The sequence below is a fragment of the Cryobacterium sp. Y29 genome (assembly GCF_002929825.1).
GTDB lineage: Bacteria > Actinomycetota > Actinomycetes > Actinomycetales > Microbacteriaceae > Cryobacterium.
In genome coordinates, this window is sequence record NZ_PJJN01000036.1 from 66582 (window position 1) to 89512 (window position 22931).

General features: G+C 65.0%; 24 protein-coding genes. 9 read left to right on the plus strand and 15 right to left on the minus strand.

The features are described 5' to 3' along the window. Window positions 1-10 precede the first annotated feature (10 nt). From rplS to nirD, 5 genes are all read right to left on the minus strand, one after another. Window positions 11-352, minus strand: coding sequence for a 50S ribosomal protein L19 (gene rplS / locus CXY74_RS13480; protein WP_092108884.1), 342 nt, complete (start codon window positions 350-352; stop codon window positions 11-13). 175 nt (window positions 353-527) lie between these two features. Continuing rightward, on the minus strand, window positions 528-1079 hold the full coding sequence (locus tag CXY74_RS13485; protein WP_104200902.1) for a hypothetical protein: 552 nt from the start codon (window positions 1077-1079) through the stop codon (window positions 528-530). A gap of 57 nt (window positions 1080-1136) precedes the next feature. Next, window positions 1137-1847: a tRNA (guanosine(37)-N1)-methyltransferase TrmD gene (gene trmD, locus CXY74_RS13490; protein WP_104200903.1), complete on the minus strand. Its 711-nt coding sequence runs from the start codon at window positions 1845-1847 to the stop codon at window positions 1137-1139. Between the two features lie 9 nt (window positions 1848-1856). After that, entirely contained in the window at window positions 1857-2699 is an 843-nt protein-coding gene (locus CXY74_RS13495) for a sirohydrochlorin chelatase (RefSeq protein ID WP_104200904.1), read from the minus strand. After that, window positions 2696-3100 (minus strand): nitrite reductase small subunit NirD, encoded by a 405-nt coding sequence (nirD, locus tag CXY74_RS13500; protein ID WP_104201147.1) that lies wholly within the window; start codon window positions 3098-3100, stop codon window positions 2696-2698. The genes CXY74_RS13495 and nirD overlap by 4 nt, the downstream gene beginning before the upstream one ends. A 367-nt stretch (window positions 3101-3467) precedes the next feature. On the opposite strand from nirD, the gene nirB reads away from it, so the two are divergent. From nirB to CXY74_RS13515, 3 genes are all read left to right on the plus strand, one after another. Beyond that, window positions 3468-6038, plus strand: coding sequence for a nitrite reductase large subunit NirB (gene nirB, locus CXY74_RS13505; protein WP_199183249.1), 2571 nt, complete (start codon window positions 3468-3470; stop codon window positions 6036-6038). A gap of 4 nt (window positions 6039-6042) precedes the next feature. After that, window positions 6043-6867 (plus strand): uroporphyrinogen-III C-methyltransferase, encoded by an 825-nt coding sequence (gene cobA, locus CXY74_RS13510; RefSeq protein ID WP_104200905.1) that lies wholly within the window; start codon window positions 6043-6045, stop codon window positions 6865-6867. 77 nt (window positions 6868-6944) lie between these two features. Beyond that, window positions 6945-8087 carry a uroporphyrinogen-III synthase gene (locus CXY74_RS13515; protein WP_104201149.1) on the plus strand — a complete coding sequence of 381 codons (1143 nt, stop codon included), beginning with the start codon at window positions 6945-6947 and terminating at the stop codon, window positions 8085-8087. A gap of 123 nt (window positions 8088-8210) precedes the next feature. Here the strand turns inward: CXY74_RS13515 and rimM are convergent, their stop codons facing one another. The 3 genes from rimM to rpsP are packed head-to-tail and all read right to left on the minus strand — an operon-like array spanning window position 8211 to window position 9531. Then, window positions 8211-8867, minus strand: a complete 657-nt coding sequence (gene rimM, locus CXY74_RS13520; RefSeq protein WP_233193398.1) for a ribosome maturation factor RimM — start codon at window positions 8865-8867, stop codon at window positions 8211-8213. A gap of 19 nt (window positions 8868-8886) precedes the next feature. Further along, window positions 8887-9123, minus strand: a complete 237-nt coding sequence (locus CXY74_RS13525; protein WP_104126911.1) for an RNA-binding protein — start codon at window positions 9121-9123, stop codon at window positions 8887-8889. A gap of 3 nt (window positions 9124-9126) precedes the next feature. Then, complete coding sequence (gene rpsP / locus CXY74_RS13530) at window positions 9127-9531, minus strand: 30S ribosomal protein S16 (RefSeq protein ID WP_104200907.1); 405 nt, start codon at window positions 9529-9531, stop codon at window positions 9127-9129. Window positions 9532-9732: 201 nt separating this feature from the next. On the opposite strand from rpsP, the gene CXY74_RS13535 reads away from it, so the two are divergent. Beyond that, window positions 9733-10869 carry a glutamate--cysteine ligase gene (locus CXY74_RS13535; RefSeq protein ID WP_104200908.1) on the plus strand — a complete coding sequence of 379 codons (1137 nt, stop codon included), beginning with the start codon at window positions 9733-9735 and terminating at the stop codon, window positions 10867-10869. Between the two features lie 57 nt (window positions 10870-10926). Here the strand turns inward: CXY74_RS13535 and CXY74_RS13540 are convergent, their stop codons facing one another. The 5 genes from CXY74_RS13540 to CXY74_RS13555 form a co-directional block, all read right to left on the minus strand. Then, entirely contained in the window at window positions 10927-11547 is a 621-nt protein-coding gene (locus CXY74_RS13540) for an SDR family NAD(P)-dependent oxidoreductase (protein WP_233193399.1), read from the minus strand. Next, window positions 11498-11746 (minus strand): hypothetical protein, encoded by a 249-nt coding sequence (locus CXY74_RS18045; RefSeq protein WP_233193400.1) that lies wholly within the window; start codon window positions 11744-11746, stop codon window positions 11498-11500. The genes CXY74_RS13540 and CXY74_RS18045 overlap by 50 nt, the downstream gene beginning before the upstream one ends. A 178-nt stretch (window positions 11747-11924) precedes the next feature. Further along, the gene (locus CXY74_RS13545) at window positions 11925-12713 is read right to left on the minus strand and encodes an LLM class F420-dependent oxidoreductase (RefSeq protein WP_104200909.1); all 789 of its coding nucleotides are present in this window, start codon (window positions 12711-12713) and stop codon (window positions 11925-11927) included. A 170-nt stretch (window positions 12714-12883) separates the two neighbouring features. Further along, window positions 12884-14473, minus strand: coding sequence for a signal recognition particle protein (gene ffh, locus CXY74_RS13550; RefSeq protein WP_104200910.1), 1590 nt, complete (start codon window positions 14471-14473; stop codon window positions 12884-12886). 7 nt (window positions 14474-14480) lie between these two features. Continuing rightward, entirely contained in the window at window positions 14481-15080 is a 600-nt protein-coding gene (locus CXY74_RS13555) for a TetR family transcriptional regulator (protein WP_104200911.1), read from the minus strand. A gap of 61 nt (window positions 15081-15141) precedes the next feature. Between CXY74_RS13555 and CXY74_RS13560 the strand changes: the two genes are divergently transcribed. Beyond that, window positions 15142-16665 carry an MFS transporter gene (locus tag CXY74_RS13560; RefSeq protein WP_104200912.1) on the plus strand — a complete coding sequence of 508 codons (1524 nt, stop codon included), beginning with the start codon at window positions 15142-15144 and terminating at the stop codon, window positions 16663-16665. Between the two features lie 95 nt (window positions 16666-16760). On the opposite strand, the gene CXY74_RS13565 is transcribed toward CXY74_RS13560, so the two are convergent. Further along, window positions 16761-17264: a DUF2004 domain-containing protein gene (locus CXY74_RS13565; RefSeq protein WP_104200913.1), complete on the minus strand. Its 504-nt coding sequence runs from the start codon at window positions 17262-17264 to the stop codon at window positions 16761-16763. Between the two features lie 34 nt (window positions 17265-17298). Then, window positions 17299-18174: a signal recognition particle-docking protein FtsY gene (ftsY, locus tag CXY74_RS13570; protein WP_104197680.1), complete on the minus strand. Its 876-nt coding sequence runs from the start codon at window positions 18172-18174 to the stop codon at window positions 17299-17301. Window positions 18175-18413: 239 nt separating this feature from the next. On the opposite strand from ftsY, the gene CXY74_RS13575 reads away from it, so the two are divergent. Genes CXY74_RS13575 through CXY74_RS13590 form a run of 4 tightly spaced genes read left to right on the plus strand, consistent with a single transcriptional unit; the run spans window position 18414 to window position 22928 of the window. After that, window positions 18414-20168, plus strand: a complete 1755-nt coding sequence (locus CXY74_RS13575; protein ID WP_370446154.1) for a nitrite/sulfite reductase — start codon at window positions 18414-18416, stop codon at window positions 20166-20168. Beyond that, window positions 20165-20959 carry a phosphoadenylyl-sulfate reductase gene (locus tag CXY74_RS13580; protein ID WP_104200914.1) on the plus strand — a complete coding sequence of 265 codons (795 nt, stop codon included), beginning with the start codon at window positions 20165-20167 and terminating at the stop codon, window positions 20957-20959. The genes CXY74_RS13575 and CXY74_RS13580 overlap by 4 nt, the downstream gene beginning before the upstream one ends. Next, entirely contained in the window at window positions 20956-21867 is a 912-nt protein-coding gene (gene cysD / locus CXY74_RS13585; RefSeq protein ID WP_199183237.1) for a sulfate adenylyltransferase subunit CysD, read from the plus strand. The genes CXY74_RS13580 and cysD overlap by 4 nt, the downstream gene beginning before the upstream one ends. Then, window positions 21867-22928: an ABC transporter substrate-binding protein gene (locus CXY74_RS13590; protein WP_104200916.1), complete on the plus strand. Its 1062-nt coding sequence runs from the start codon at window positions 21867-21869 to the stop codon at window positions 22926-22928. Before cysD ends, CXY74_RS13590 begins: the two co-directional genes overlap by 1 nt. Window positions 22929-22931: the final 3 nt, after the last annotated feature.

The following is a 22931-nucleotide window of genomic DNA, read 5'->3' on the forward strand; positions in this document are numbered from 1 at the left end:
AGCGCGAAAGTTAGCGCTTTTCCTTGATCTTGGCCTTCTTGCCACGCAGGTCGCGCAGGTAGTACAGCTTGGCACGACGGACATCGCCGCGGGTCACGATCTCGATGTGGTCGATGACCGGGGAGTGCACCGGGAAGGTACGCTCGACACCGATCTGAAAGCTGACCTTGCGAACGCAGAACGTTTCGCGCACGCCTTCGCCGGAGCGGCCGATGACGACTCCCTGGAAGACCTGGATACGAGAGCGGGTTCCCTCAATGATGTTGACGTGAACCTTGACGGTGTCGCCGGCACGGAAGTCAGGAAGGTCCTTCTTCAGCGATGGGGCGTCTACCGCGTCGAGAATATGCATGTTGTTTCGCTCTCTGTACCCGCCACAGGTCGACTACGCTAGGTGCTTCAATCGAAGCAATCAGTATGAGGATGTGCGCCGCGACGAGCAGGTTCCCCTGTGGCAGAGTCCTGCAGCGGCACAACGGTTTATTCTGCCATGAAGTCGCATCCGTTGCAAAACGGGGCCCGGCGGGTCAGGTTCGATCGCGCTTTTCTTCGATGACGATGACCTCTGGCTTGGTGCTTCGGCCAAAAGTCGGTGCCGGCTTGGTCTCGTGGGGGCGTGACCTGTTCGGCAGCGGATGCGTGGCCGTCGCCGTGGCCGGGCCAGATTGCCCGTTCGCCTGCTGCTCCACCAAGTCGACCATCGCCAGGACTCGGCGTCGGGCTGCGTCGAACAGCTCCCAGACAACGAACCAGAATATGGCGAGGCCCCCGATGATGACGAGTACGCTGAGCCAGCCTGCGGCATCCGTTGAAAAGGGAATGGCGATGATGAGCGCGTGCCAGAGGGTCAGCACGCCGACGTCGGCGTAGGAGAGTGCCCGGCTTTCGCGCACGTCTTTACGCGCGTAGATGACGAGGGCGACGAGCAACAGCCCGAGGCCGATGAGAACGGCACCGAAAAAGATGCCCAGCACCGCCCACGCGCCCGATCCAAAAATCGCGGACCCGACGAGAAGCCAGAGCGGCAGGGCTCCGGCGGCGATGAATTGCCAGTGGTAAAAGGCGCGGCGGATGATCACAGGGTCAGCTTATCGATGGGGGCTGACACTGACCTTGGCGTTCGCTGGAGGCTGAAGTTAGGAGAGTGTGCGCGGCAGAAGGTCGGGCCGCACACGTTCGGTGCGTTCAATTTGCTGCTGGTGGCGCCAGGTACTGATGGCGCCATGGTTGCCGCTTCGTAACACCGGCGGAACGTCGAGGCCGCGCCAGCTGGCGGGCTTGGTGTAGCTGGGGTATTCGAGCAGGCCGTCTTCGTGGGATTCTTCGACGAGGCTTTCCGGGTTGCCGACAACGCCGGGAATGAGCCGGCCGATCGCTTCGATCATGGCCATGACGGCGACCTCTCCCCCGTTGAGCACATAGTCGCCGAGGCTCACAAGCCGTACCCGGCCGCGCTGCGAGTAGTGATCGACGACACGCTGGTCGATGCCCTCGTAGCGACCGCATCCGAACACGAGATGTTGCTCGAGCGATAGCTCGCGGGCCATCCGCTGGGTGAACTGGTCCCCCGCCGGCGAGGGAAAGATGACGATGGGGCCGTCGTCGACCGGTGCAGACTCAGTGCCGAGTATGGCATCGAGGGCGTCACCCCAGGGCTCCGGCTTCATGACCATGCCGGCGCCGCCACCATAGGGGGTGTCGTCGACGGAATGGTGCCGGTCGTGGGTGTGGTCGCGCAGGTTGTGCACGCCCAACTCGATCAAGCCGCTTTGGCGGGCCTTGCCGAGCAGCGACAGATCGAGCACATCGAAGAATTCGGGAAAAATGGTGACGATGTCGATGCGCATGGTCAAATTCTAGAAGATCTGGGCCTGCTCTTTCGCCTCGAGGTACCGGTCAACGACCACGTCAACCAGAGCAGCGGGGGCTGTTTCGCCCGGCAGCAGCAGCGGAGCTGTGACCAGTTCGGCGCCCACGCTCTGGACGCGCGTCAAGTCGAAGAAGAATCCGGGCGCCATGAGATAGGTACTCACGGTCACGTGTTTGCTGCGCAGTCTGGCACCGGTGACGGCACAGGCCAGCCGGGGCGTGGCCGCAGAAAGAAAGCCGACGGTGACGCGAACTCCGAGGCGCTGTTCCAGCAGGGCGCCGACCGTGCGGCAGTCGTGCACCGCGCGGGGGTCGCTCGAGCCGGCGGCGGCGAGCACGATCTCCTGCCCGCGGACCTGTGTGTCGAACCCGTCGGCACGCAGACGATGTTCGAGTACGTCGATAAGTCGGTCGTCCGGGCCGAGCGCCCGCGACACGGTCGTCACGCGGTCATGCGCGCTGGTCTCTCGTTGCAGGTCGACGTGCACGTGGTAACCGGCAGAGAGCAACAGGGGCACCACGACCGCGGCGGAATCCGGAGGCACCGCGCCGAGGCTCGCCGCGACATCCGGCTGTTGCACATCGACGAAACCGCCGCTGACGGCAAGTTCGGGATGAGCGAGGGCAACGGCGTCGACGAGGGCAGCGATGGCGGCCTGGCCGTCAGCCGAGTTGGTGCCGTGCGAGATGGCGACGAGTGCGGCGGGTGCCGGCGTTGCGCGCTCGTCACCGCTCCGAGTGGCACCGCTCTGTTCGGCATCGCGCCTGGAGGTGCGGTGCCACTCGATGCTGTGCTGTGCTGCGCGAGCCCGTTCGCCGAGTAAGGTCATGCCGCCTCGCGCAGTCCAGACTCGACCGCGACCTCGATGTAGCCGCCGACAACGCGGGTTTCGTAGGTGTTCAGCACGAGCGTCGGGTTGGTGAAGCATTCCCCGGTGCCGAGGTCGTAGACCTCTTTGTGCAGTGGCGAGGCGATGGTCGGGCGGTCGCCCTTGGAACCGACGATGCCGCGGGCCATGACGTTGGCCTCGGTGTGCGGGTCACGGTGATCGACGGCGTAGATCTCGGTGGGTGAGAGCAGGAACAGTGCGATCTGTTTCATGCGAATGAGGGCGGCTTCTCCCCAGCTGGGTTCCAGATCGGCTAGGGCACAGGCACGCTCCCAGACTAGGGCGGAGCGGGTCACTGCAGCGGTACGGCGGGTGTCGGCCAGTGTCATCGTCATCGTCATCGTCATCGTCATCGTGCGCTCCCAGGGTTTGGTTTTTGGGGTTGTCGCGTTTGTGCGTCGATCCCACGGTAGGCGAGCAATATTTCGACCGATCGCCCGCCATGTTTCCCCCGGGTGAAACCCGCCTCACACGAGGTGCGCTTCGCTGTGGGGCTTTCGACCAGTCCGGGACACACGAGCGACACGAGGGGGAAACTGCCCCGAACTACGCTCACAATTGCCCCGCTTTGAAAGGATGCTGATGCCAGCTTCTCGTGAAACCGCCTCCGCGTATTCTGTCCCAGACGCCTCCGCATCCGCTAGGGACGCGACACACGCCGTCACAACAGTGAGCCCGGCGGATGCCGTCATTGTCGGATCTGAGACTATGCGCCGCGTCATCGTGATCGGTGGCGGTCCCGCCGCACACCGCCTCACCGATGCCCTGCACTCCCGCGACACTGAGCATGCCCTCTCGATCGTCGTGCTGGCCGAGGAGAACCACCGGCCGTACGACCGGGTTGCGCTGAGCCAGCGACTCACCGGAATGACCGACCTCACCCTTGCGCCCACAGCACCGTGGGACAGTGAGCGCATCACGCTGCGCATCAACGAGCGGGCCACCAGCATCGATCGGGTTGCACACACCGTCACTACGTCGACCGGGGCTGTGCTCGACTACGACGACCTCGTGCTCGCCACCGGATCCAGTGCTCCTGTACCCGAGATGCCGGGTCGCGCACACATTCGGGTCTACCGCACTCTCGATGACGTCGACGCCCTCGTCGCTGAACTCGCCGCCCTCACCGTCTCCCTCGGCCGCACCCCCAAAGTGGTCGTGGCCGGCGGCGGTCTGCTCGGCCTCGAAGCGGCCGGCGGACTGCACAAGCTCGGCGCAGAATCCGCCATCGTGCATTCCGGCGGCTGGCTCATGTCCGCCCAGCTCGACGAGGGTGGTGGACAGGCACTCGGTCGGCTCATCGTCGCTCAAGGCATCGAGCTCCACCTCGGTACCAGGGCTCGGACCATCCTCTGCAACGACGACGACGCGGTGACCGGCCTGCAACTCGGCAACGGCCGCGACATTGCCGCCGACATGGTCGTCTACGCGATCGGCATCTCGCCGCGTGACGAGCTGGCGCGCGCCGCCGGACTGACCGTTGGCGCGCGCGGCGGCATCACGATCGGCAACGACTGCCGCACGAGCGACCCCAGTATCTGGGCGATCGGCGAGGTCGCCAGCTGGAAGGACCGCTGTGTCGGCCTCGTTGCACCGGCTAACGCTATGGCCGAGGTTGTCGCCGACCGTCTACTCGGCGGCAGCGCCGAGTTCACGACCGTCGACGACGCCACCAAGCTCAAACTCTCCGGTGTCGACGTAGCCAGCATCGGTGACGCCCTCGCCAGCACGCCGGGCTCGCTCGAAATCGTCTACGCCGACCCGGCCCGCGGGCTGTACCAGAAGCTCGTCATGACCGACGACGCCAAAACCCTGCTCGGCGGCATCTTCGTCGGCGACGCCACGCCCTACTCGGCACTGCGGCCGATGGTCGGCCGCGAACTCAGTAGCGAGCCCGCCGCGTACCTCTCCGCAGCCGGTGCCGAAGTTCCCGGCGGCAACGAACTACCCGACGACGCCCTGGTCTGCTCGTGCAACATGGTCTCGGCCGGTGCTGTGCGAAGCGCCGTGCTCGGCGACGAGCACACCGATGCCTGTACCGAACTCGGCTCTCTCAAGGTCTGCACGCGGGCCGGAACCCAGTGCGGTTCGTGCGTGCCACTGGTCAAGAAGATCCTGGAGGCCGAGCTGACGGCATCAGGTCAAACGATCTCGCACGCCCTGTGCGAGCATTTCGAGCTGAGCCGGCAGGAACTGTTCGATTCGGTGCGGGTGCTCGGGCTGGTATCGAGCGACGAGATCTTTTCCCGTTTCGGCACCGGCCGAGGCTGCGATGTCTGCAAACCCGCCGTCGGCTCGATCCTGGCCAGCCAGAACACGTCCTACATTCTGGACGCCGGCCGCGGTACTCTCCAGGACACCAACGACCGCGCCATGGCCAACATGCAAAAGGACGGCACCTATTCGGTCGTTCCGCGCATTCCGGGCGGTGAGATCACGCCCACCAAACTCGCCGTCATCGCGCAGGTTGCGCTGGACTTCGACCTGTATACCAAGATCACCGGCGGGCAACGGATCGACCTGTTCGGAGCCCGGCTGGAGCAGCTGCCCGACATCTGGCGCATCCTGGTCGACGCCGGCTTCGAGTCCGGCCAGGCCTACGGCAAAGCGCTGCGCAACGTGAAGTCCTGCGTCGGGTCCACCTGGTGCCGGTTCGGGGTGCAGGATGCCGTGGGGCTCGCGATTCGGCTGGAATTGCGCTATCGCGGCCTACGCGCCCCGCACAAATTCAAGTTCGGGGTGTCAGGCTGCGCGCGCGAGTGCGCCGAAGCACGCGCCAAAGACGTGGGCATCATCGCCAGCGATAACGGCTGGAACATGTACGTTGGCGGCAACGGTGGTTTTCAGCCCGCGCACGGCCAGCTGCTGGCGACCGACCTCGACGAGGAAACCCTGATCAAGTACATCGACCGCTACATGATGTACTACATTCGGACGGCCGATCGCATTCAGCGCACGGCGCGCTGGATAGAAGACCTGAGCGGCGGACTCGAGCATGTGCGCGAGGTCGTCATCAACGACTCGCTCGGATTGGCCGAGGAACTCGAGCAGGCCATGCTCGCCCACGTCGACAACTATGAAGACGAGTGGGCAGCCACGCTGGCCGACCCGGAGCGCCTACGCCGATTCCGATCCTTCGTGAACGCACCCGCCGAGCCAGACCCGAGCATCGCTCTCGTTACGGAGCGTGACCAAATCCGACCCGCGACCCCGGCCGAGCGAGCCTCGTCGAGTACTGTTCTACTAAGTGGAACCCGCATTCCCGTTCGAAAAGAGTAAGAAGATGACAGCCCGGAATTTCGGCACGACTGGGTCGGTCAGCGCCGAGCAGGTCACGGCAGGGCAAGTCACCCTGGTCGGTGGCGGACCCGGCGCCGCTGGGTTGCTGACCGTCGCCGCAGTGACGGCTTTGGCCCAAGCGGATGTCGTGTTGTTCGACCGTCTCGCCCCCAACGACGAACTCGCCCTGCTCGCACCCCGCGCGACCCTCGTCGACGTCGGCAAGCGCGCCGGGAGTCATCCGGTCTCACAGGCGGGGATCGAAGAGCTGCTGGTCGAGCATGCCCTCGCGGGCAAACGCGTGGTGCGGCTGAAGGGCGGCGACCCGTATGTGTTCGGGCGCGGAAGCGAAGAAGTGCTGGCCTGCCACCGCAACGGCATTGCCGTCACGGTCATTTCCGGTGTCACGAGTGCGATCGCGGTGCCGGCGGCGGCGGGAATCCCGCTGACGCACCGCGGGATCAGCCACGCATTCACCGTGATCAGCGGCCACGCGCCGCTGACCGACAACGAACTCGAGGGCCTCACGCTGCTGGGAAGTACCATCGTCGTGCTGATGGGCGTTGGCACGTTGCCAACCCTGAGCCAGGGCCTGTTGCGCCACGGCATGCCAGCCGACCTGCCAGTGGCCATTATCGAACGTGGCTTCAGCGCCACCCAGCGCACCACGGTGAGCACGCTGGCCGCCGTGCTCTCGGATGCCGCAGCCGCCGGCGTGCGCAGCCCCGCCGTGCTCGTCATCGGTGAGGTTGTCCGCCTCGCTTTCAGCGGCGACACGGCCGCGAACGACCTCGTGGCCCGGGCCGCCGAGTTCACGGTGACCGCCTGATGAACAGCGGGAACGAACCGGTTTTGGACGGCGAGCGGGGAGCATCCGCTGCACAGCTGCCCGCGCACCACGAGCCGATGCCGGGCGCGACCGAGCCGATTGAGGTGGCGGTGCCCGTTCTGCGGCCGAACCAACTGGACGGGTTTCGAATCGGCGTGACCAGCGATCGCCGCTCGAGCGACTTGATCGACGCCTTCGAACGGCGCGGTGCCAAAGTCATGCACGCGCCGACGCTGCGCATCGCCCACTCCCAGCAGGACGGCCCACTGCTCGATGACACCAGAACCCTGATCGTCGCGCGACCCGATATTCTGCTCGCGACCACCGGCTACGGCGTGCGACGCTGGTTTGAAGTGGCAGAGGCCGACGGCATCGGGTCCGACCTCACCGATGCATTGGCCGACACCACGATTCTGGTACGCGGACCGAAAGCTCGCGGCGGCATTCGCGCCACCGGGCTGAACGACTCGGGCATGAGCGAATCAGAGACGACCGCCTCGCTCGTCGACAAGGTATTGGCCGAGTATCCGCCGGGACTCGTTGTCGGCATTCAGGTTCATGGCGCCACCGACGAGGTGCAACTCGACCGGCTGCGCGCGGTGCACCGGCGAGTGCTCGTCGTTGCGCCCTACCGCTGGATCGCCGTGGATGACACCGACGAACGGGTCTACAAGCTCGTCGAGGCCATTTGTTCCCGTCAGCTCGACTGCGTGACCTTCACGAGCGCCCCGGCCGTGCACGCCCTCTTCACCGCGGCGGAAGGCATGGAGGTCTATCCGGAACTCATCTCGGCGCTGCAGACGCAGGTGTGCGCGGCCGCTGTCGGGCCGGTGACGAGTGCCCCGCTGATCGCGGCCGGGATCGCTCCGATCCAGCCGTCCCGGTTTCGGATGGGCGCGCTGATTCGGCTGGTCTGCGAGCATCTGGAACAGAACATGATCGAACGGGTCGAGACGCAGAACGGACTCGTGCAGCTGCGCGGCTCAATCGTGCAGGTCGGCGCGGAACGCATCCAGCTGCCGCCGACAGCCCTCGCTATCCTGCGGGCGCTCGTTCGGGCACGCGGTGCGGTCGTCTCCCGCGAAGACCTCACGCTGTCTCTGGCCGGCGACTCCGACGATCACGCTATGGAGGTTTCGCTCAGCCGACTCCGTCAGACGCTCGGCATTCCCGGGTTGGTCGCGACCGTGGTCAAGCGCGGCTACCGCCTCAACGTGTAGCCGCCCGGTACACACATGCCGGTGCGCGCCCATCGGCCGTTGTTCGGTGCACACATGCCGGTGCGCGCCCATCGGCCAATGTTCGGCCAGGTGGGTGCGCACCGGCAGCGGTACGGTTACGTGTTACGGTTTGTCGGTTGTATGAGCGGATGCCGCAGCATCCGGTTCAGCGTCGCCTTCTGAATCCGTTTCCGGTACAGCGCCAGCGGCGGCATCATCGGCCGCGTCCTCGGGCAACTCTTCGAGAAGGCCGGGCGGCGGCGTGATCGTGACCAGGCCGTTTTTCACGTCGACGGTCGGCACGATGGCCTTGACGAACGGGATCATGACGTCGCCGGTGGGCGTCTTCACGATCAACAGGTCCTGGGCCGGCATGTGCTCGAGGCGACCGATGGTGCCGATGCGTACCCCATCGCGCATGACGGCGAGGCCGACCAGCTGGTGGTCGTACCAGGCGTCTTCTTCATCCGACTGTTCCGCCACGTCCGCGTCGATCCAGAGGATCGCCTTCGCGAGCGTTTCTGCCGCGCTGCGGTCGACAACATCTTTGAAAAAACCGACCGCGTGCTGGTTGTACCAGCGCAGCTCGACGAGTTCGATCGTCTTGCCGTGCCAGGCCGAACCGGTCGGAACCTGCAGTGTGAACACGGCACCCGGGACGAAACGTCGTCCCGGGTCATCCGTGAACAGTTCGAGCTTGATTGCTCCCTTGAGGCCGTGAGCCTTGGTCAGGCGCCCCACCCGTAATTGCTGGGTGCGGTCCTTCTCACTATCGTCCACTGTCGCGTCGTTCACTGAACTAGAAATCGGTGTCGACGACGTCGACGCGTACGCGCCGACCATCGGCCAGAGCCGCAACGAGGGTGCGCAGTGCTTTCGCGGTGCGACCAGCACGGCCAATGACCCGGCCAAGATCCTCGGGGTTCACCCGAACCTCGAGCACATCGCCTCGTGGCGAGTTCTTTTCTGCAACGTGCACATCGTCCGGGTGATCAACGATCCCCTTGACAAGGTGTTCGAGCGCGGGAGCAAGCAACAGTTACGCCTCTTCGGTTACTTCGGCAGCAACCTCTTCTACCTTGGCGACCGGCTTGTCGGCCTTGGGCTTGAGAACCGGCTTCTTCTTCTCGTCAGCGACGAAAGCAGCCTTCGGTTCCTTCACCTTGACGGTGCTCTTGGCGTTCTTGTCGCCCTTGAAGATTCCCCAGTCGCCGGTGAGCTTGAGGAGTGCAGCAACCTGCTCGGTCGGCTGAGCGCCGACGCTGAGCCAGTACTGCGCACGCTCAGACTTGACCTCGATGACCGAGGGCTCCTCCGTGGGGTGGTAGATGCCGATTTCTTCGATGACACGACCGTCGCGCTTGGTGCGCGCGTCGGCAACGACGATGCGGTAGTACGGTGCACGGATCTTGCCCATGCGCTTCAGACGGATTTTGACAGCCACAATTCTCCAGTGTTGATTCGGTGTTTGGCGAACCTTGGGCCGTGAGCGTGGGGGCACACTCGGCATAAGCTCTATAGGATCACGTTGCACCGAGATAGAGGGTCGGGCACAACGGATCGCGACTAATCATTCTGTCAGAGATTGCTCACATTGTGATAATCGAACCTCAACGGCTTTCACCAGCCCACCCAAGGAGCACCCGTGCCACTTGAATTCGCCCGATCCGCCCGCTCCACCGTGGGCATCGAGTGGGAGGTCGCCCTCGTCGACCGCAACACCGGCGATCTGGTGTCGATCGCCGATGAGGTACTCGACGCCCTCTGCAGCCCGGACGGCTCGGCGCACCCGACGATCACCGGCGAGCTCCTGCTCAATACGGTCGAGCTGGTTTCCGGCGTACACGACACCGTCCGCCACGCCGTAGCGGATGTCGCCGGCCAGCTCGGCGAGGTGCGTCGCGCTCTCGACGGCCGCGAGGTTGACGTGATCTGTAGCGGCTCGCATCCGTTTGCGCAGTGGTTCGACCAGACCGTCACTGACAAGGCGCGGTACCACAAGCTCATCGACCGCACCCAGTGGTGGGGGCGCAACATGATGATCTGGGGCATCCACGTGCACGTGGGCATCGACGACAAGGCCAAGGTCATTCCGATCATGAACGGCCTGCTGACGTATGTTCCGCACCTGCAGGCGCTGAGCGCGTCGAGCCCGTTTTGGGCTGGCGTCGACACGGGTTATGCCAGCAACCGTTCGCTCATGTTCCAGCAGCTGCCGACGGCCGGCTTGCCCTGGGACCTGCCCGACTGGGAGGCCTGGGAACGCTACGTCGACGATATGGCGGTGACCGGTATCATCGACGACGTCACCGAGGTGCGCTGGGACATTCGCCCGTCACCGCGCTGGGGCACGATCGAGATTCGCGTCTGCGACGGCGTCTCCACCACCGAGGAGCTCGGCGCCATCGCCGCGTTCATCCAGTGCCTGGTTGAATGGATGTCCACCCGCCTCGATGCGGGAGAAGACGTACCGCGCATGCAACCGTGGTTCGTGCGCGAGAACAAGTGGCGTGCGGCCCGCTATGGACTCGACGCTGAGATCATCCTCGATGCGGCCGGCAACGAGCGTCTTGTAACGGATGACGTACGTCACCTCATCGAGATTCTCTCCCCCGTGGCCGAGCGGCTCGGCTGCCTGCCGGAGCTGCAGGGTCTCCACCGCATCATCGACGACGGCGGCAGCTATCAACGACAGCTCGCCGTGGCCGCCGCCAACGAGGGCAGCCTGCCCGCCGTCGTTGCGGCGCTCAGCCACGAACTCGCGCAGGGGCTCGGGAGCTAGTGCAGTTTCAACGGGCAGGCGCCGTTCACCGCCTACTGCGGGGGTGGACCCTCCGACTCAGTTGCCGTGTGCCTCGATCGAAACCGACTGCCATTCGTTCCACGTTGCCAGTCGGGACTCGTAGTCCTTGGTCGCGATGCCCAGGGGTGCTGTGCCGAAGAAGATGCGCAGTGGCGGCTTCGGGGCATCGACGACCTTGAGGATCGCGCCGCGGGTGGCCTTCGGGTCACCGGGATCGTTTGCAGAGGGACGACTCGCCGCTGCCCGTCGCACATCGGCGTACTCCGCCATCTCGCGGCTACGCGAGGCGGATGGGCCCGACCAGCCGGTTGAGAAACCGCCAGGTTCCACCAGTGTCACGTTGATACCGAAGCCCGCGACCTCCTGGGAGAGTGACTGCGAAAAGCCTTCGAGGGCCCACTTCGACGCATGGTAGACACCGACGGTGGGGAACGCGCTGATACCGCCGATGCTCGATACCTGGATGATGTGACCCGAACCCTGCTTGCGCATGACCGGCACCGCCGCCTGTGTGATCCAGAGCGCGCCGAATAGGTTTGTCTCGATTTGTGCTCGGGCCTCGTCTTCGGTCAACTCCTCGACCATGCCGAAATGACCGTAGCCGGCGTTATTGATGACGATATCGAGCTGGCCGAAGTGCGCGGCTGCCTTTTGCACGGCTGCGAAATCCGCATCCCGGTCCGTGACGTCGAGCCGGATCGGCAAAAAAAGTATCCGGGTATTTCTCCACGAGAGCATCGAGAGTTTCCAGCTTCCGGGCGGTGCCTGCGACGCTGTCGCCACGCTCGAGCGCAGCTTCCGTCCACTCGCGGCCAAAGCCCTTGGACGCGCCCGTAATGAACCAAGTCTTGCTCATGGGTATGTTCCTTTCGCTGGATGACCTAGACGGTAACGTCTGACGAGGGCAAACACTTCCGACCGGAACGGGGCGTCCGGTGTCGCTCGCGCGCCCTGACCGCTCTCACGGTGGCGAACCTATCACGCGACCGGCCGCCGTCATCCTCAGCGTTGATCGGGCTTGGGGAGCGCGTCTATCAGGCGTTCTTGCTGTCGCGCCAAGCCAACCAGTCGATGGCTTCGCCCAGGTCGTAGTCCGGCCCGGTGATTCCGACGGTGAACAGGCGGGTACCGAGGTCGTAGAGGGCGTCCGCGTCAGCATCGGTACGCCCGCGCAGCTCGGTGGAGATTTCGATCTCGGCGATATCCCGGCCGACCTCGTCGCACCAGGCGCCGAGCACGCCGAGCTTGTGTTCGAGTACCTCGGGGTTGGAGAACGAGTGCCAGATGTCGGCGTGCTGGGCAACGATGCGCAGGGTTTTCTTCTCGCCGCCGCCGCCGATGAGCACCGGGATGTCGCGGGTCGGCGGCGGGTTGATCGTGGCCCAGCGGGCCTCGATACGGTTCAGGCTGTCGTCGAGGGCGTTCAGCCGGGTTCCGGGCGTGCCGAACTCGTAGCCGTACTCCTGGTAGTCGCGCTCGAACCACCCGGCGCCAGTGCCGAAGATGAAGCGTCCGCCGCTGATATGGTCAATCGTGCGGGCCATGTCGGCCTGCAGATCGGCATTGCGGTAGCTGTTGCAGTTGACCAGGGCGCCGAATTCGATGGTCGTCGTCTGCTCGGCCCAAGCGGCGAGGATCGTCCATGATTCGAAGTGCAGGCCGTCGGGCTCTCCGCTGAGCGGAAAGAAGTGGTCCCAGTTGAAGGCGATGTCGAACCCGCGCGTCTCGACATCCGTGAGCGTGTCCCGAATCTTTGAGTACTCGGCGTGCTGAGGGGCGATCTGCACGCCGATGCGCACCTGTTGGTTCGTCGTTGAAGTCACGTGACCAGCCTAGGGCCGCACCCGGGCTGAGCCGCGACCTGGGACTGGACTCATTCAGATCGCGCAGCATGCGCTTCGGGCCCACCTTATGAACACGGGCCCACTTTATAAACTGGGCCCAGGGACGGGGCCCGGGCCCCGTCCACAGATAGGCGCGTGCACGGGGCGCGCTACCGGCCGAGCATTTTCTGCAACGCGGCCATTTCTTCTTCGGTGGGGCCGCCGGCCTTGCCCTTGCCGGGCTGGGCGCTGGAGCCGAGGCCAAAACCTGAGCCGGGGGCATCCGCTGAAGCAGCGTCACCGACGGGCTTGATCCCCGAGGCGATCGCTGCATTCTCGGCGGCACGTTTGGCGGGGTTGCCCGACTTTGACCCCTTCTTCTTCTGCGCCACCTTGGGCTTACCGCCGTAGCCGGCGCCGGGAATCGGTCCCATGCCGGGAATGTTGGGCATTCCGCCCTTGGCGACGGTCTTCATCATCTTGGCGGCCTGCTCGAAGCGCTGCACGAGCTGGTTGACCTCGGTGACGCTCGACCCGGAGCCCCGGGCGATGCGCAGGCGGCGGGAGCCGTTGAGCAGCTTCGGAGTGGTGCGTTCGAGCTTGGTCATCGACTGGATGATGGCCTCGGTGCGCACGATTTCACGCTCGTCGAAGTTCTCGAGCTGGGCCTTCATAGCGCCGGCGCCGGGCAACATGCTCATCATCTTCTTGATCGAGCCCATGTTGCGCAGTTGCTGCATCTGGCCGAGGAAGTCGTCGAGGGTGAAGGTGTCGGTCGCGAACTTCTCGGCGACCTTGCGGGCCTCGTCTTCGTCGAACGCGCCCTGCGCCTGCTCGATCAGGGTGAGGATGTCACCGAGGTCGAGGATGCGGCCGGCCATACGGTCGGGGTGGAACGGCTCGAAGTCGTCGAGTCCTTCACCGGTGGAGGCGAACATAATCGGGCGACCGGTGAGGCTCGCGACCGAGAGGGCCGCGCCACCGCGCGCGTCGCCGTCGAGCTTGGTGAGCACGACGCCGGTGAAGTCGACGCCGTCCTGGAACGCCTTCGCCGTTGCGACGGCGTCCTGGCCGATCATGGCATCGATGACGAAGAGCACCTCGTCGGGATCGATCGCCTTGCGGATGTTGGCGGCTTGTTTCATGAGCTCGGCATCGACGCCGAGCCGGCCAGCGGTGTCGACGATGACGACGTCGTGCACCTTCTGCAGGGCGTACTTCACGCCGTCGCGGGCAACCTTGACCGGGTCGCCGACGCCGTTACCGGGCTCAGGCGCGTACACGGCGACGCCGGCTTGTTTGGCGACGACCTCGAGCTGAGTGACCGCGTTGGGGCGCTGCAGGTCGGCGGCCACCAGCAGAGGGGTGTGGCCGTCTTTGGCGAGCCACTTGGCGAGCTTGCCGGCGAGGGTGGTCTTACCGGCACCCTGCAGGCCGGCGAGCATGATGATGGTCGGCGGTTTCTTGGCGAATTCCAACCGACGCTGCTGGCCGCCGAGAATCGTGATGAGTTCGTCGTTGACGATCTGCACGACCTGCTGGGCCGGGTTCAGCGCCTTGCTGACCTCGTCGCCTAATGCGCGCTCTCGAACCTTACCGGTGAAGTCCTTGACGACCTCGAGGGCGACGTCGGCGTCGAGCAGCGCGCGGCGAATCTCCCGAACGGTGCCGTCGACATCCGCTGCGCTGAGCTTGCCCTTGGTGCGGAGGTTTTTGAACGTCTCGGCAAGACGATCTGAGAGGTTTCCAAAAGTTGCCATAGTGGCGTCAGTTTATCGCAGGCGTTGCGCTCGGTGCGATCAGCCGTTCGACCGCACGGATGACGTTGGCGCGCCGGACTGCTACGGCCGCCGAGTCGAAACCGCCGCCGTGCGTCAGCATCCCGCCGGGCTCGTGCACCCAGGCCGAGGCGATACCGAAGACGAGCGTCATGAGCTGCGCCGGCTCCCACGATGTATCGACCCGGCCGGCGGCCTGGGCCAGACGGATGCGGCGCACCTGTTCGTCTCGGTAGCCCAGCATGACTTCCAGGGCCGGCAGCCAGGTACCATCGGTTTCGAGGCGCGCCCAATCGATCATGCGCAGATGGTCACCGTGGAGCATCGCGTGGTCGAATAGCGCTCCCGCGAAGGCCGGTACATCATTGTCAGTCAGCACAGCGTCACTCGAAAACTCCCGCAGATTTAACTCGAGAACCTCGAGGAAGAGTTGTTTCTTGTCGGAGTAGTACGCGTAGAGGCGTTCCTTGCTGGCCGACGCAGTCTTGGCGATGCGGTCGATGCGCGCACCAGCGAGGCCGTGAGCGGCGAATTCCGCGCGCGCAGCCTCGAGAATCCGGGTCTGTGGGTCTGCTCCGCCTCGTGTCATACCGTTGATTATAACCAATAATTTATAAAAACGAACTAGTTCGTTCGGTATAGTGACCTTTATGCCGAGCCCACGATTTCGCACCGATCCACCCAGTACCGCCTCGGCCTCGCTGGCCGCCGCGTCATCCGTTTCCACTCATCCGCCAGCGGCCCACCCTCGCCGCTGGTGGCTACTTGCCATTGTGGCGCTCGCCCAGCTCACCGTCGTGCTGGACGGCACCATTGTGAACATCGCGCTTCCCCAGGCGCAGATCGCGCTCGGCATGAGTGACGGCGACCGTACCTGGGTCGTCACTCTCTACTCGCTGGTGTTCGGCGCGCTGCTGCTGCTCGGCGGGCGCATCGCCGACTTCTGGGGCCGCAAACGCTCCTTCATCGTGGGCATGGCCGGGTTCGCCATCGCTTCGGCCATCGGCGGTGCCGCGCAAAACACCGGGGAGCTACTGGCTGCTCGTGGTCTGCAGGGGCTGTTCGCAGCCTTACTCGCTCCGGCCTCGCTCGCCCTACTCACCGTGAATTTTCCCGGCGGCAAGGACCGCATCAAGGCCTTTGCCCTCTACGGCGCAATCGCCGGCGGTGGCGCGGCCGTTGGCCTCATTCTCGGCGGCGTGCTCACCGAGTACGCGAGCTGGCGCTGGTGCCTGTTCGTGAACGTGCCGATCGCGATCGTCGCGATTGCGGCCGCCCTTCCGGTGATCCGAGAAAGTAAGGCGCACGGCAACACCCGGTATGACGTGCCGGGGGCCATTCTCGTGGCGTTCGGTCTCGGTTCCCTCGTCTTCGGCTTCGCACAGGCCGAGAATGGCTGGGGCAGCTGGCCCGTGCTCGTCTGCCTCCCGCTCGGACTGGTGCTGCTGGCACTGTTCGTGTTTGTGGAGAGCCGGTCCAATCATCCGCTTCTGCCGTTGCGCATTATCGTCGACAAGGTGCGCGGCGGAGCCTTTCTCACCGCTTTGCTTTCCGGCGCTGCGCTTCTTGGCGGACTGCTTTTTCTCACGCTCTATTTTCAGATCGTGCTGGGATACACCCCGATCCAGTCCGGTCTCGCTTCCCTCCCGATGACGGCGACGATCATGATCGGTGCGGGGGTGCTGTCAAAGTTTCTGGCCAGCACCGGCGTACGCATTCCAATGACTGTCGGCCCGATCGTCGGCGCAGCCGGCCTGCTCTGGCTGACCGGCATCACGGTGGGCGGAAACTATGCGCTGGAGGTGCTGCCCGGGCTCATTCTGCTCGGAGCCGGCCTCGCCCTGATCTTCGTGCCTCTTCAAAACGTGGCCCTGTCCGGAATTGCCGAACACGACGCCGGCGCGGCAAGCGCGGCCGTGACGGCCATGCAGCAGATCGGCGGCTCGCTCGGAACCGCGCTGTTCACCGCGCTCTATACGGCCGCCGTGAGTTCCTATCTGGTCGGCACGGTGCCCTCACCGGCCGCACAGTTCGGCGCGCTCGTGAGCGGCTACCAGTCCGCGTTTCTGTGGGCGGCCATCATCATCTTCGCGGCGGCGCCCATTGCATTCTTCCTGGTACGCCCACGCAGGGAAGATCTGCTCGGCACGGAGCCCGCTGCGCACTTGGGGTAGCAGGGCAGGCGGCCCGCGCACGCTCGCGGCCCACCTTATGAACACGGGCCCAGTTTATAAACTGGGCCCGCGGACGGGGCCCGGGCCCCGTCCGATCAGCTGTCCAGGGCAACCAGGACCGTGTCGCCGTGCACGTCGATCGTCACGACGAGCAGGCCGTCGGTATCGTCGGGACTGATGGCGTATTCGAGCACCGCGAAGTGCGCCTCGCTGCCGGCGTGATGCGGGTGAAAACTGATGCGCTGCAGGCGCAGCGAGCGCAGAAAGTCAATCTGCTGGTCGCCGGAATCCCAGATGATGGCGTTTTCGATCGCCTCCTGGTCCATCTCGTCGAGCTGCTCACCGATGTACTGGCTCGTCACCGATACCTCGGCCGACAGATCAGCCACGAGGGATTCGCGCACCTGGGAGTCGAGGTCCTCCATCGAGCTGATCATCGCAGCAGCAATGTCGAGCGCCTCGGTGATCACCGAATCTTCATCGGGCGAACTGAGATCGATTTCGATGCTCTGGTCGCCGAGCTCAACGGAGTCCGACCAGTACACCTCTCCTTCGTCTTCGTCGCCGAGAATTCCGAAGAAATCGTGTTCAATGCTCATGCTGGCCTCACTGTCCCTTGAATGTATTGGTCAATCAGCCGACGAGTTTCTGGGCGAACACGTGCGGGGTGAAACCGGTGAGGTCATTGATGCCTTCACCCTGCCCAACCAGTTTGATCGGAATGCCGGTCTTCTCCTGTACCGCCAGCACGAAGCCGCCACGGGCGGAGCCATCAAGCTTGGTCAGCACGAGCCCGGTCACCCCGGCGTGCTCGATGAACGCTTCGGCCTGCGCGAGCCCGTTCTGGCCGGTCGTCGCGTCGAGTACGAGCAGCACCTCGGCGATCGGCCCCTGCTTCTCCACCACCCGCCGAATCTTAGTGAGCTCGTCCATCAGGCCTCCCTTGGTCTGTAGCCGACCGGCGGTGTCGATGAGCACGATTTCAATGCCCTCGTTCTTCGCCTTCTCTACGGTCTGAAAAGCAACGGATGCCGGATCCTGGCCGGTCATCTGCGGTTTCACGATCTGCGCCTCGGCGCGCTCGGCCCAGGTGGCCAGCTGTTCGACAGCGCCCGCCCGGAATGTATCAGCAGCCCCGATCACAACGCTGCGACCGTAGGTATTGAGAAATTTTGCGAATTTGCCGATCGTCGTGGTCTTGCCGACGCCGTTGACGCCGACGACGAGCACGACGGCCGGCCGATCGGAGAGCGTGAGGGTGGAGTCGAGAACCGAGAGTCGCTCTTCGATACCTTCACGCAGCATCCGCTGAAGGTCGGTCGGGTCGGTCGTGTTGTATTTGGCGACCTTGGCACGCAGGTCGGCGATGACGGCTTCGGTGACATTCGGACCGAAATCGGCCTTCAGCAGGGCGTCCTCGAGGTCGTCCCAGGTGTCCGCGTCGATGGTCTTCTTCGCAAACATTCCGCGCAGTGCGCCAGAGAGGGACCAGGGGGTTCGTTCAGCCATGTGCTTAGCCTACGGGGACGTCGCCGCCTTCCGCGCGGCGAGGGACGCGGGCAAGCCGCAGCATGCCAGCAGCCGACCGAACACTCGAACGGTTCCGCGCAACCTGTGTGACGCCGCGTGACAGTGTGTGACAGCGCATGACCAGCTCACCGCGCCTCTGTTCGTGCGGCGCAGTAGCGTGAGAGTCGTTGCTCCGGTTCGTAAACCCCGGGGCGGCGCCGCAAACCGAGGGAGCCCACGTGCCGAACGAATCCGAGACGGTGCACAGCGAAACGGCCGTGGCCGCGAACGCACCGGCTGCGACGAAGCTGCCCGCAGCTCGTCCGCCGCGGCCTTCAACCCGCCCGAACGGCCAGTGGAAGATAGACGGCACCGAACCGCTCAACGGCAACGAGGTCTGGAAGCAGATCGACAACGGCCTCGCTGTGCGTGGCCGCATCGAAGAAATCTATTCCAAGCAGGGGTTCGATTCCATTGACGGCACCGACCTGCACGGCCGTTTTCGCTGGTGGGGCCTCTACACGCAGCGCAAGCCCGGCATCGACGGCGGCAGGACTGCCACCCTCGAGCCGGAAGAACTCGAAGACCGCTACTTCATGCTGCGGGTGCGCATCGACGGCGGCCAACTCACCACCGAACAGACCCGCGTGATCGGTGAGGTCTCCCGCGACTTCGGCCGCGACACGGCCGATATCACCGACCGCCAGAATATTCAGCTGCACTGGATCCAAATCGAGGACATGCCCGAAATCTGGCGCCGCCTCGAAGCCGTCGGCCTGGAAACCACCCAGGCCTGCGGAGACGTACCCCGCGTCTTCCTCGGCTCCCCCGTGGCCGGAATCGCTGCCGACGAACTCATCGACCCCACCGAGGCCATCGCCGAAATCGCCCGTAAGTACCTCGGCACCGACGAATTCGCCAACCTGCCCCGCAAGTTCAAGACGGCCATCACCGGCCACCCGAGCCAGGATGTCGTGCACGAGATCAACGACATCGGTCTCGTAGCCGTCGACCACCCCGAGCTCGGCATCGGCTATGACCTCTGGGTAGGCGGCGCCCTCAGCACCACCCCACGTTTCGCCGAACGGCTCGGTGCCTTCGTGGCCGAAGACCGAGTGTCCGAGGTGTGGCGCGGCGTCACCTCGATCTTTCGGGACTACGGCTACCGCCGCCTCCGCGGCAAAGCACGCCTGAAGTTTCTACTCGCCGAATGGGGCACCGAGAAATTCCGTCGCATTCTCGAAGACGAGTACCTCGGCTACCCCCTGCCAGACGGGCCCGCTGCGCCGCGCCCAAAGACGCAGGGTGACCACATCGGTGTGCACAAACAGAAAGACGGCCGCTTCTACATCGGTGTGGCCCCCTTCGTCGGCCGAGTCTCCGGCCAAACCCTCATCCGCCTCGCCGACCTGCTCGAAACCTACGGCTCGAGCAGGCTGCGCACGACCCCGCACCAGAAGATCGTGGTGCTCGACGTGGCAGAGGAGCACGTGGAGCCGCTCATCGCGGCCCTCGACGAGATCGGGTTGTCGGCCCGCCCCAGTTTGTTCCGCCGCTCCACCGTCGCCTGCACCGGCATCGAATTCTGCAAACTCGCCATTGTCGAAACCAAGCAGACGGCAACGGATGCCATCCTCGAGCTCGAACAACGCCTCGCCACCATCGAGGCCCCGCACCCGATCACCCTGCACGTCAACGGCTGCCCCAACTCCTGCGCCCGCATTCAGACGGCGGATATCGGGCTGAAAGGCCAGCTGCTGCCGGATGGCAACGGCGGTTCCACTCCGGGCTTCCAGGTGCACCTGGGCGGCGGTCTCGCCTCGGTCGATCGCGAAGAAGCCGGCCTCGGCCGTACCGTGCGTGGCCTCAAGGTAACCGCCGAGAACCTCACCGACTACGTCGAACGCCTCGTGCTGCGCTTTCTGGCCGCCCGCAGCGCCGACGAAACTTTTGCGCAGTGGGCACACCGCGCCGATGAAGAGGACCTCAAATGAGCGCTGTCAACCTGAACGCCAAGGATCGCCAGACCCCCGCTGCCACGTCTCCCGCCCGCGACCTGCCACCACGTCGATCGGGCGTCGAGCTTCAGGCTCTCGCCGAAGCTGGCTCCAGTGAGCTCGCAGCCGCCGCTGCCGCCAACAACCGTGAGGCCACCGCCGCCGAGGTCGTCGCCTGGGTCGCCCGCAATTTCGGCGTTGGCTCTGTCGCCGTCGCCTGCTCCATGGCCGACGCGGTGCTGCCCGAGATCGTGTCGCAGCAACTGCCCGGCGTCGACGTGCTCTTTCTCGACACCGGGTATCACTTCGCCGAGACCTATGCGACCCGCGACGCGGTAGCTGCCGCCCTGCCGGTGACGATTGTCGACGTGCTGCCGCTGACGACGGTGCCGGAGCAGGATGCTCTGCACGGCGCCGAACTCTTTGCCCGCGACCCGAACGCCTGCTGCGCGATGCGCAAGGTCGAACCGCTACAGAGGTCGCTCAGCGGCTACGAGCTGTGGTTCACCGGTGTGCGCCGGGACGAAGCACCCACCCGCGCCGCCACGCCACTGGTGACCTGGGACGAACGCAACGGTTTGGTGAAGGTGAACCCGGTTGCCGCCTGGAGCTATGACGAGCTCATGGACTACGCCACCGAACACCAAGTTCCCGTGAACATATTGCTCTCCCAGGGCTATCCCTCCATTGGTTGCGCCCCGTGCACCCAGCCCGTCGCGGCTGGTGCTGACCCCCGTTCCGGCCGCTGGGCCACCCTCGAGAAGACAGAATGCGGGCTCCACCTATGACGATCGCAACTTCACACCGCCTCTCCGAACTTGACGTGCTCGAGAGCGAAGCGATCCACATTATTCGCGAGGTCGTCGCCGAGTTCGAACGCCCCGTCCTGCTGTTCAGCGGCGGCAAGGACTCCGTCGTGGTACTGCACCTCGCCGCGAAGGCGTTCTGGCCCGGCAAGATTCCGTTCTCGCTGCTGCATGTGGACACCGGCCACAACTTTCCCGAAGTGCTCGAGTTTCGCGACAAGACCGTCGCCGCGCACGGCGTACGTCTGACCGTCGCCAAGGTCGAGGATTACATCGCCGACGGCCGCCTGGCGGAACGCGCCGATGGCACCCGCAACCCCCTGCAGACCCTCCCGCTGCTCGACGCTATTGCAGCCGGTCGGCACGACGCGGTCTTCGGCGGCGCCCGTCGCGACGAAGACAAAGCGCGCGCGAAGGAGCGCATCCTCTCGCTACGCGATGAGTTCGGGCAGTGGGACCCGCGCAACCAACGCCCCGAACTGTGGAACCTCTACAACGGCCGCCACACCGTCGGCCAACACGTTCGCGCCTTCCCGATCAGCAACTGGACCGAACTCAACGTCTGGCGCTACATCGAACGCGAAAACATCGAACTGCCCCCGCTCTACTACGCCCATGAACGTGAGGTGTACCGCCGCGACGACATGTGGCGTGCCGTTAGCCCGGTCAGCCCGGCACGAGCCGACGAGACCATCGAACTTCGCACCGTGCGCTACCGCACGGTGGGCGATATGAGCTGCACCGGCGCGGTCGACTCAGCAGCGGTATCCGTCTCCGACGTCGTGCGCGAGGTGGGAGTGAGCACCATCACCGAACGCGGCGCGACCCGCGCCGACGACCGCATCTCCGAGGCAGCCATGGAAGACCGCAAAAAGGAAGGATATTTCTAATGAAGAATTCGCTCCGTTTGGGCGCACTCATGCTGGGAACGTCACTTCTGCTCAGTGGATGCGCTGCCACGGCCAGCACCGAGCCCGCAACCGACCAGGGTCCCGCCGCCGAACTTCGCCTCGGCTACTTCGACAACGTCACCCACGCCGCGGCGCTCGTCGGACTGCAGAAGGGCTACTTCGCGGATGCCCTCGGCGACACGAAACTGAGCACCCAGATTTTCAGCGCTGGCCCGGCGGCCGTTGAGGCACTCAGCGCCGGCGCCATCGACGCCGCCTACATCGGCCCGAGCCCAGCCGTGAACACGTTCATTCAAAGCGCCGGCCAGTCGGCCGTTATCGTGGCCGGAGCCACGAGCGGCGGGGCTGCCCTCGTCGTGCGAGACGGCATCGACAGCCCGGCCGACCTGGCCGGCACGATCCTCGCCACTCCGCAGTTGGGCAACACCCAGGATGTCGCCCTGCGATCCTGGCTCGGCGACGAGGGTTACGAAACCAGCACGACCGGCGGCGGCGACGTCACCGTGTCCCCCACCGAAAATGCGCAAACTCTCACCCTGTTCCAGAGCGGCAAGATCGACGGCGCCTGGCTGCCTGAACCCTGGGTCTCCCGGCTTGTGCTCGAAGGCGGCGGCCACGTTCTGGTCAATGAAGCCGACCTGTGGGACAAAGGCGATTTTCCCACCACCGTATTGCTCGTGCGCAAAGCCTTTCTCGAGGAGCACCCGGACACGGTGAGGGCCCTGCTCGACGGGCACGTCACCGCTGTGGACTGGCTCACCCAGAACCCGGCCGACGCCCCGGCCGTCATCAACGCTCAGCTCACGGCCGACACCGGCAAGGCTCTCGCCGACGATGTTCTGGCTCGCGCCCTGACCGAAGTGAAATTCACTGTCGACCCGCTCGCCACGACCTTTCCGGTGTCACTGAGCGAAGCGGTCAAGGTCGGCACCGCCAAGGACGGCGACCTGAACGGCCTGTTCAACGTGACACTGCTCAACGCCGTACTGGCCGAACGCTCTGAAGGACCGGTCTCGGCCGGCGGATTGGGAACGGAATAACAG

Bases quoted from the DNA above. Each gene is read 5' to 3' on its own strand.
- CXY74_RS13560 (WP_104200912.1), top strand. From the start codon at position 15,142: ATGCCGAGCCCACGATTTCGCACCGATCCACCCAGTACCGCCTCGGCC.
- CXY74_RS13565 (WP_104200913.1), bottom strand. From the start codon at position 17,264: ATGAGCATTGAACACGATTTCTTCGGAATTCTCGGCGACGAAGACGAA.
- cysD (WP_199183237.1), top strand. From the start codon at position 20,956: ATGACGATCGCAACTTCACACCGCCTCTCCGAACTTGACGTGCTCGAG.
- CXY74_RS13515 (WP_104201149.1), top strand. From the start codon at position 6,945: ATGCCGGGCGCGACCGAGCCGATTGAGGTGGCGGTGCCCGTTCTGCGG.
- CXY74_RS13580 (WP_104200914.1), top strand. From the start codon at position 20,165: ATGAGCGCTGTCAACCTGAACGCCAAGGATCGCCAGACCCCCGCTGCC.
- trmD (WP_104200903.1), bottom strand. From the start codon at position 1,847: ATGCGCATCGACATCGTCACCATTTTTCCCGAATTCTTCGATGTGCTC.
- CXY74_RS13495 (WP_104200904.1), bottom strand. From the start codon at position 2,699: ATGACCTTACTCGGCGAACGGGCTCGCGCAGCACAGCACAGCATCGAG.
- rplS (WP_092108884.1), bottom strand. From the start codon at position 352: ATGCATATTCTCGACGCGGTAGACGCCCCATCGCTGAAGAAGGACCTT.
- ftsY (WP_104197680.1), bottom strand. From the start codon at position 18,174: ATGGCTGAACGAACCCCCTGGTCCCTCTCTGGCGCACTGCGCGGAATG.
- nirB (WP_199183249.1), top strand. From the start codon at position 3,468: ATGCGCCGCGTCATCGTGATCGGTGGCGGTCCCGCCGCACACCGCCTC.
- CXY74_RS13555 (WP_104200911.1), bottom strand. From the start codon at position 15,080: ATGACACGAGGCGGAGCAGACCCACAGACCCGGATTCTCGAGGCTGCG.
- CXY74_RS13590 (WP_104200916.1), top strand. From the start codon at position 21,867: ATGAAGAATTCGCTCCGTTTGGGCGCACTCATGCTGGGAACGTCACTT.
- cobA (WP_104200905.1), top strand. From the start codon at position 6,043: ATGACAGCCCGGAATTTCGGCACGACTGGGTCGGTCAGCGCCGAGCAG.
- nirD (WP_104201147.1), bottom strand. From the start codon at position 3,100: ATGACGATGACGATGACACTGGCCGACACCCGCCGTACCGCTGCAGTG.
- ffh (WP_104200910.1), bottom strand. From the start codon at position 14,473: ATGGCAACTTTTGGAAACCTCTCAGATCGTCTTGCCGAGACGTTCAAA.
- CXY74_RS18045 (WP_233193400.1), bottom strand. From the start codon at position 11,746: ATGAGCAAGACTTGGTTCATTACGGGCGCGTCCAAGGGCTTTGGCCGC.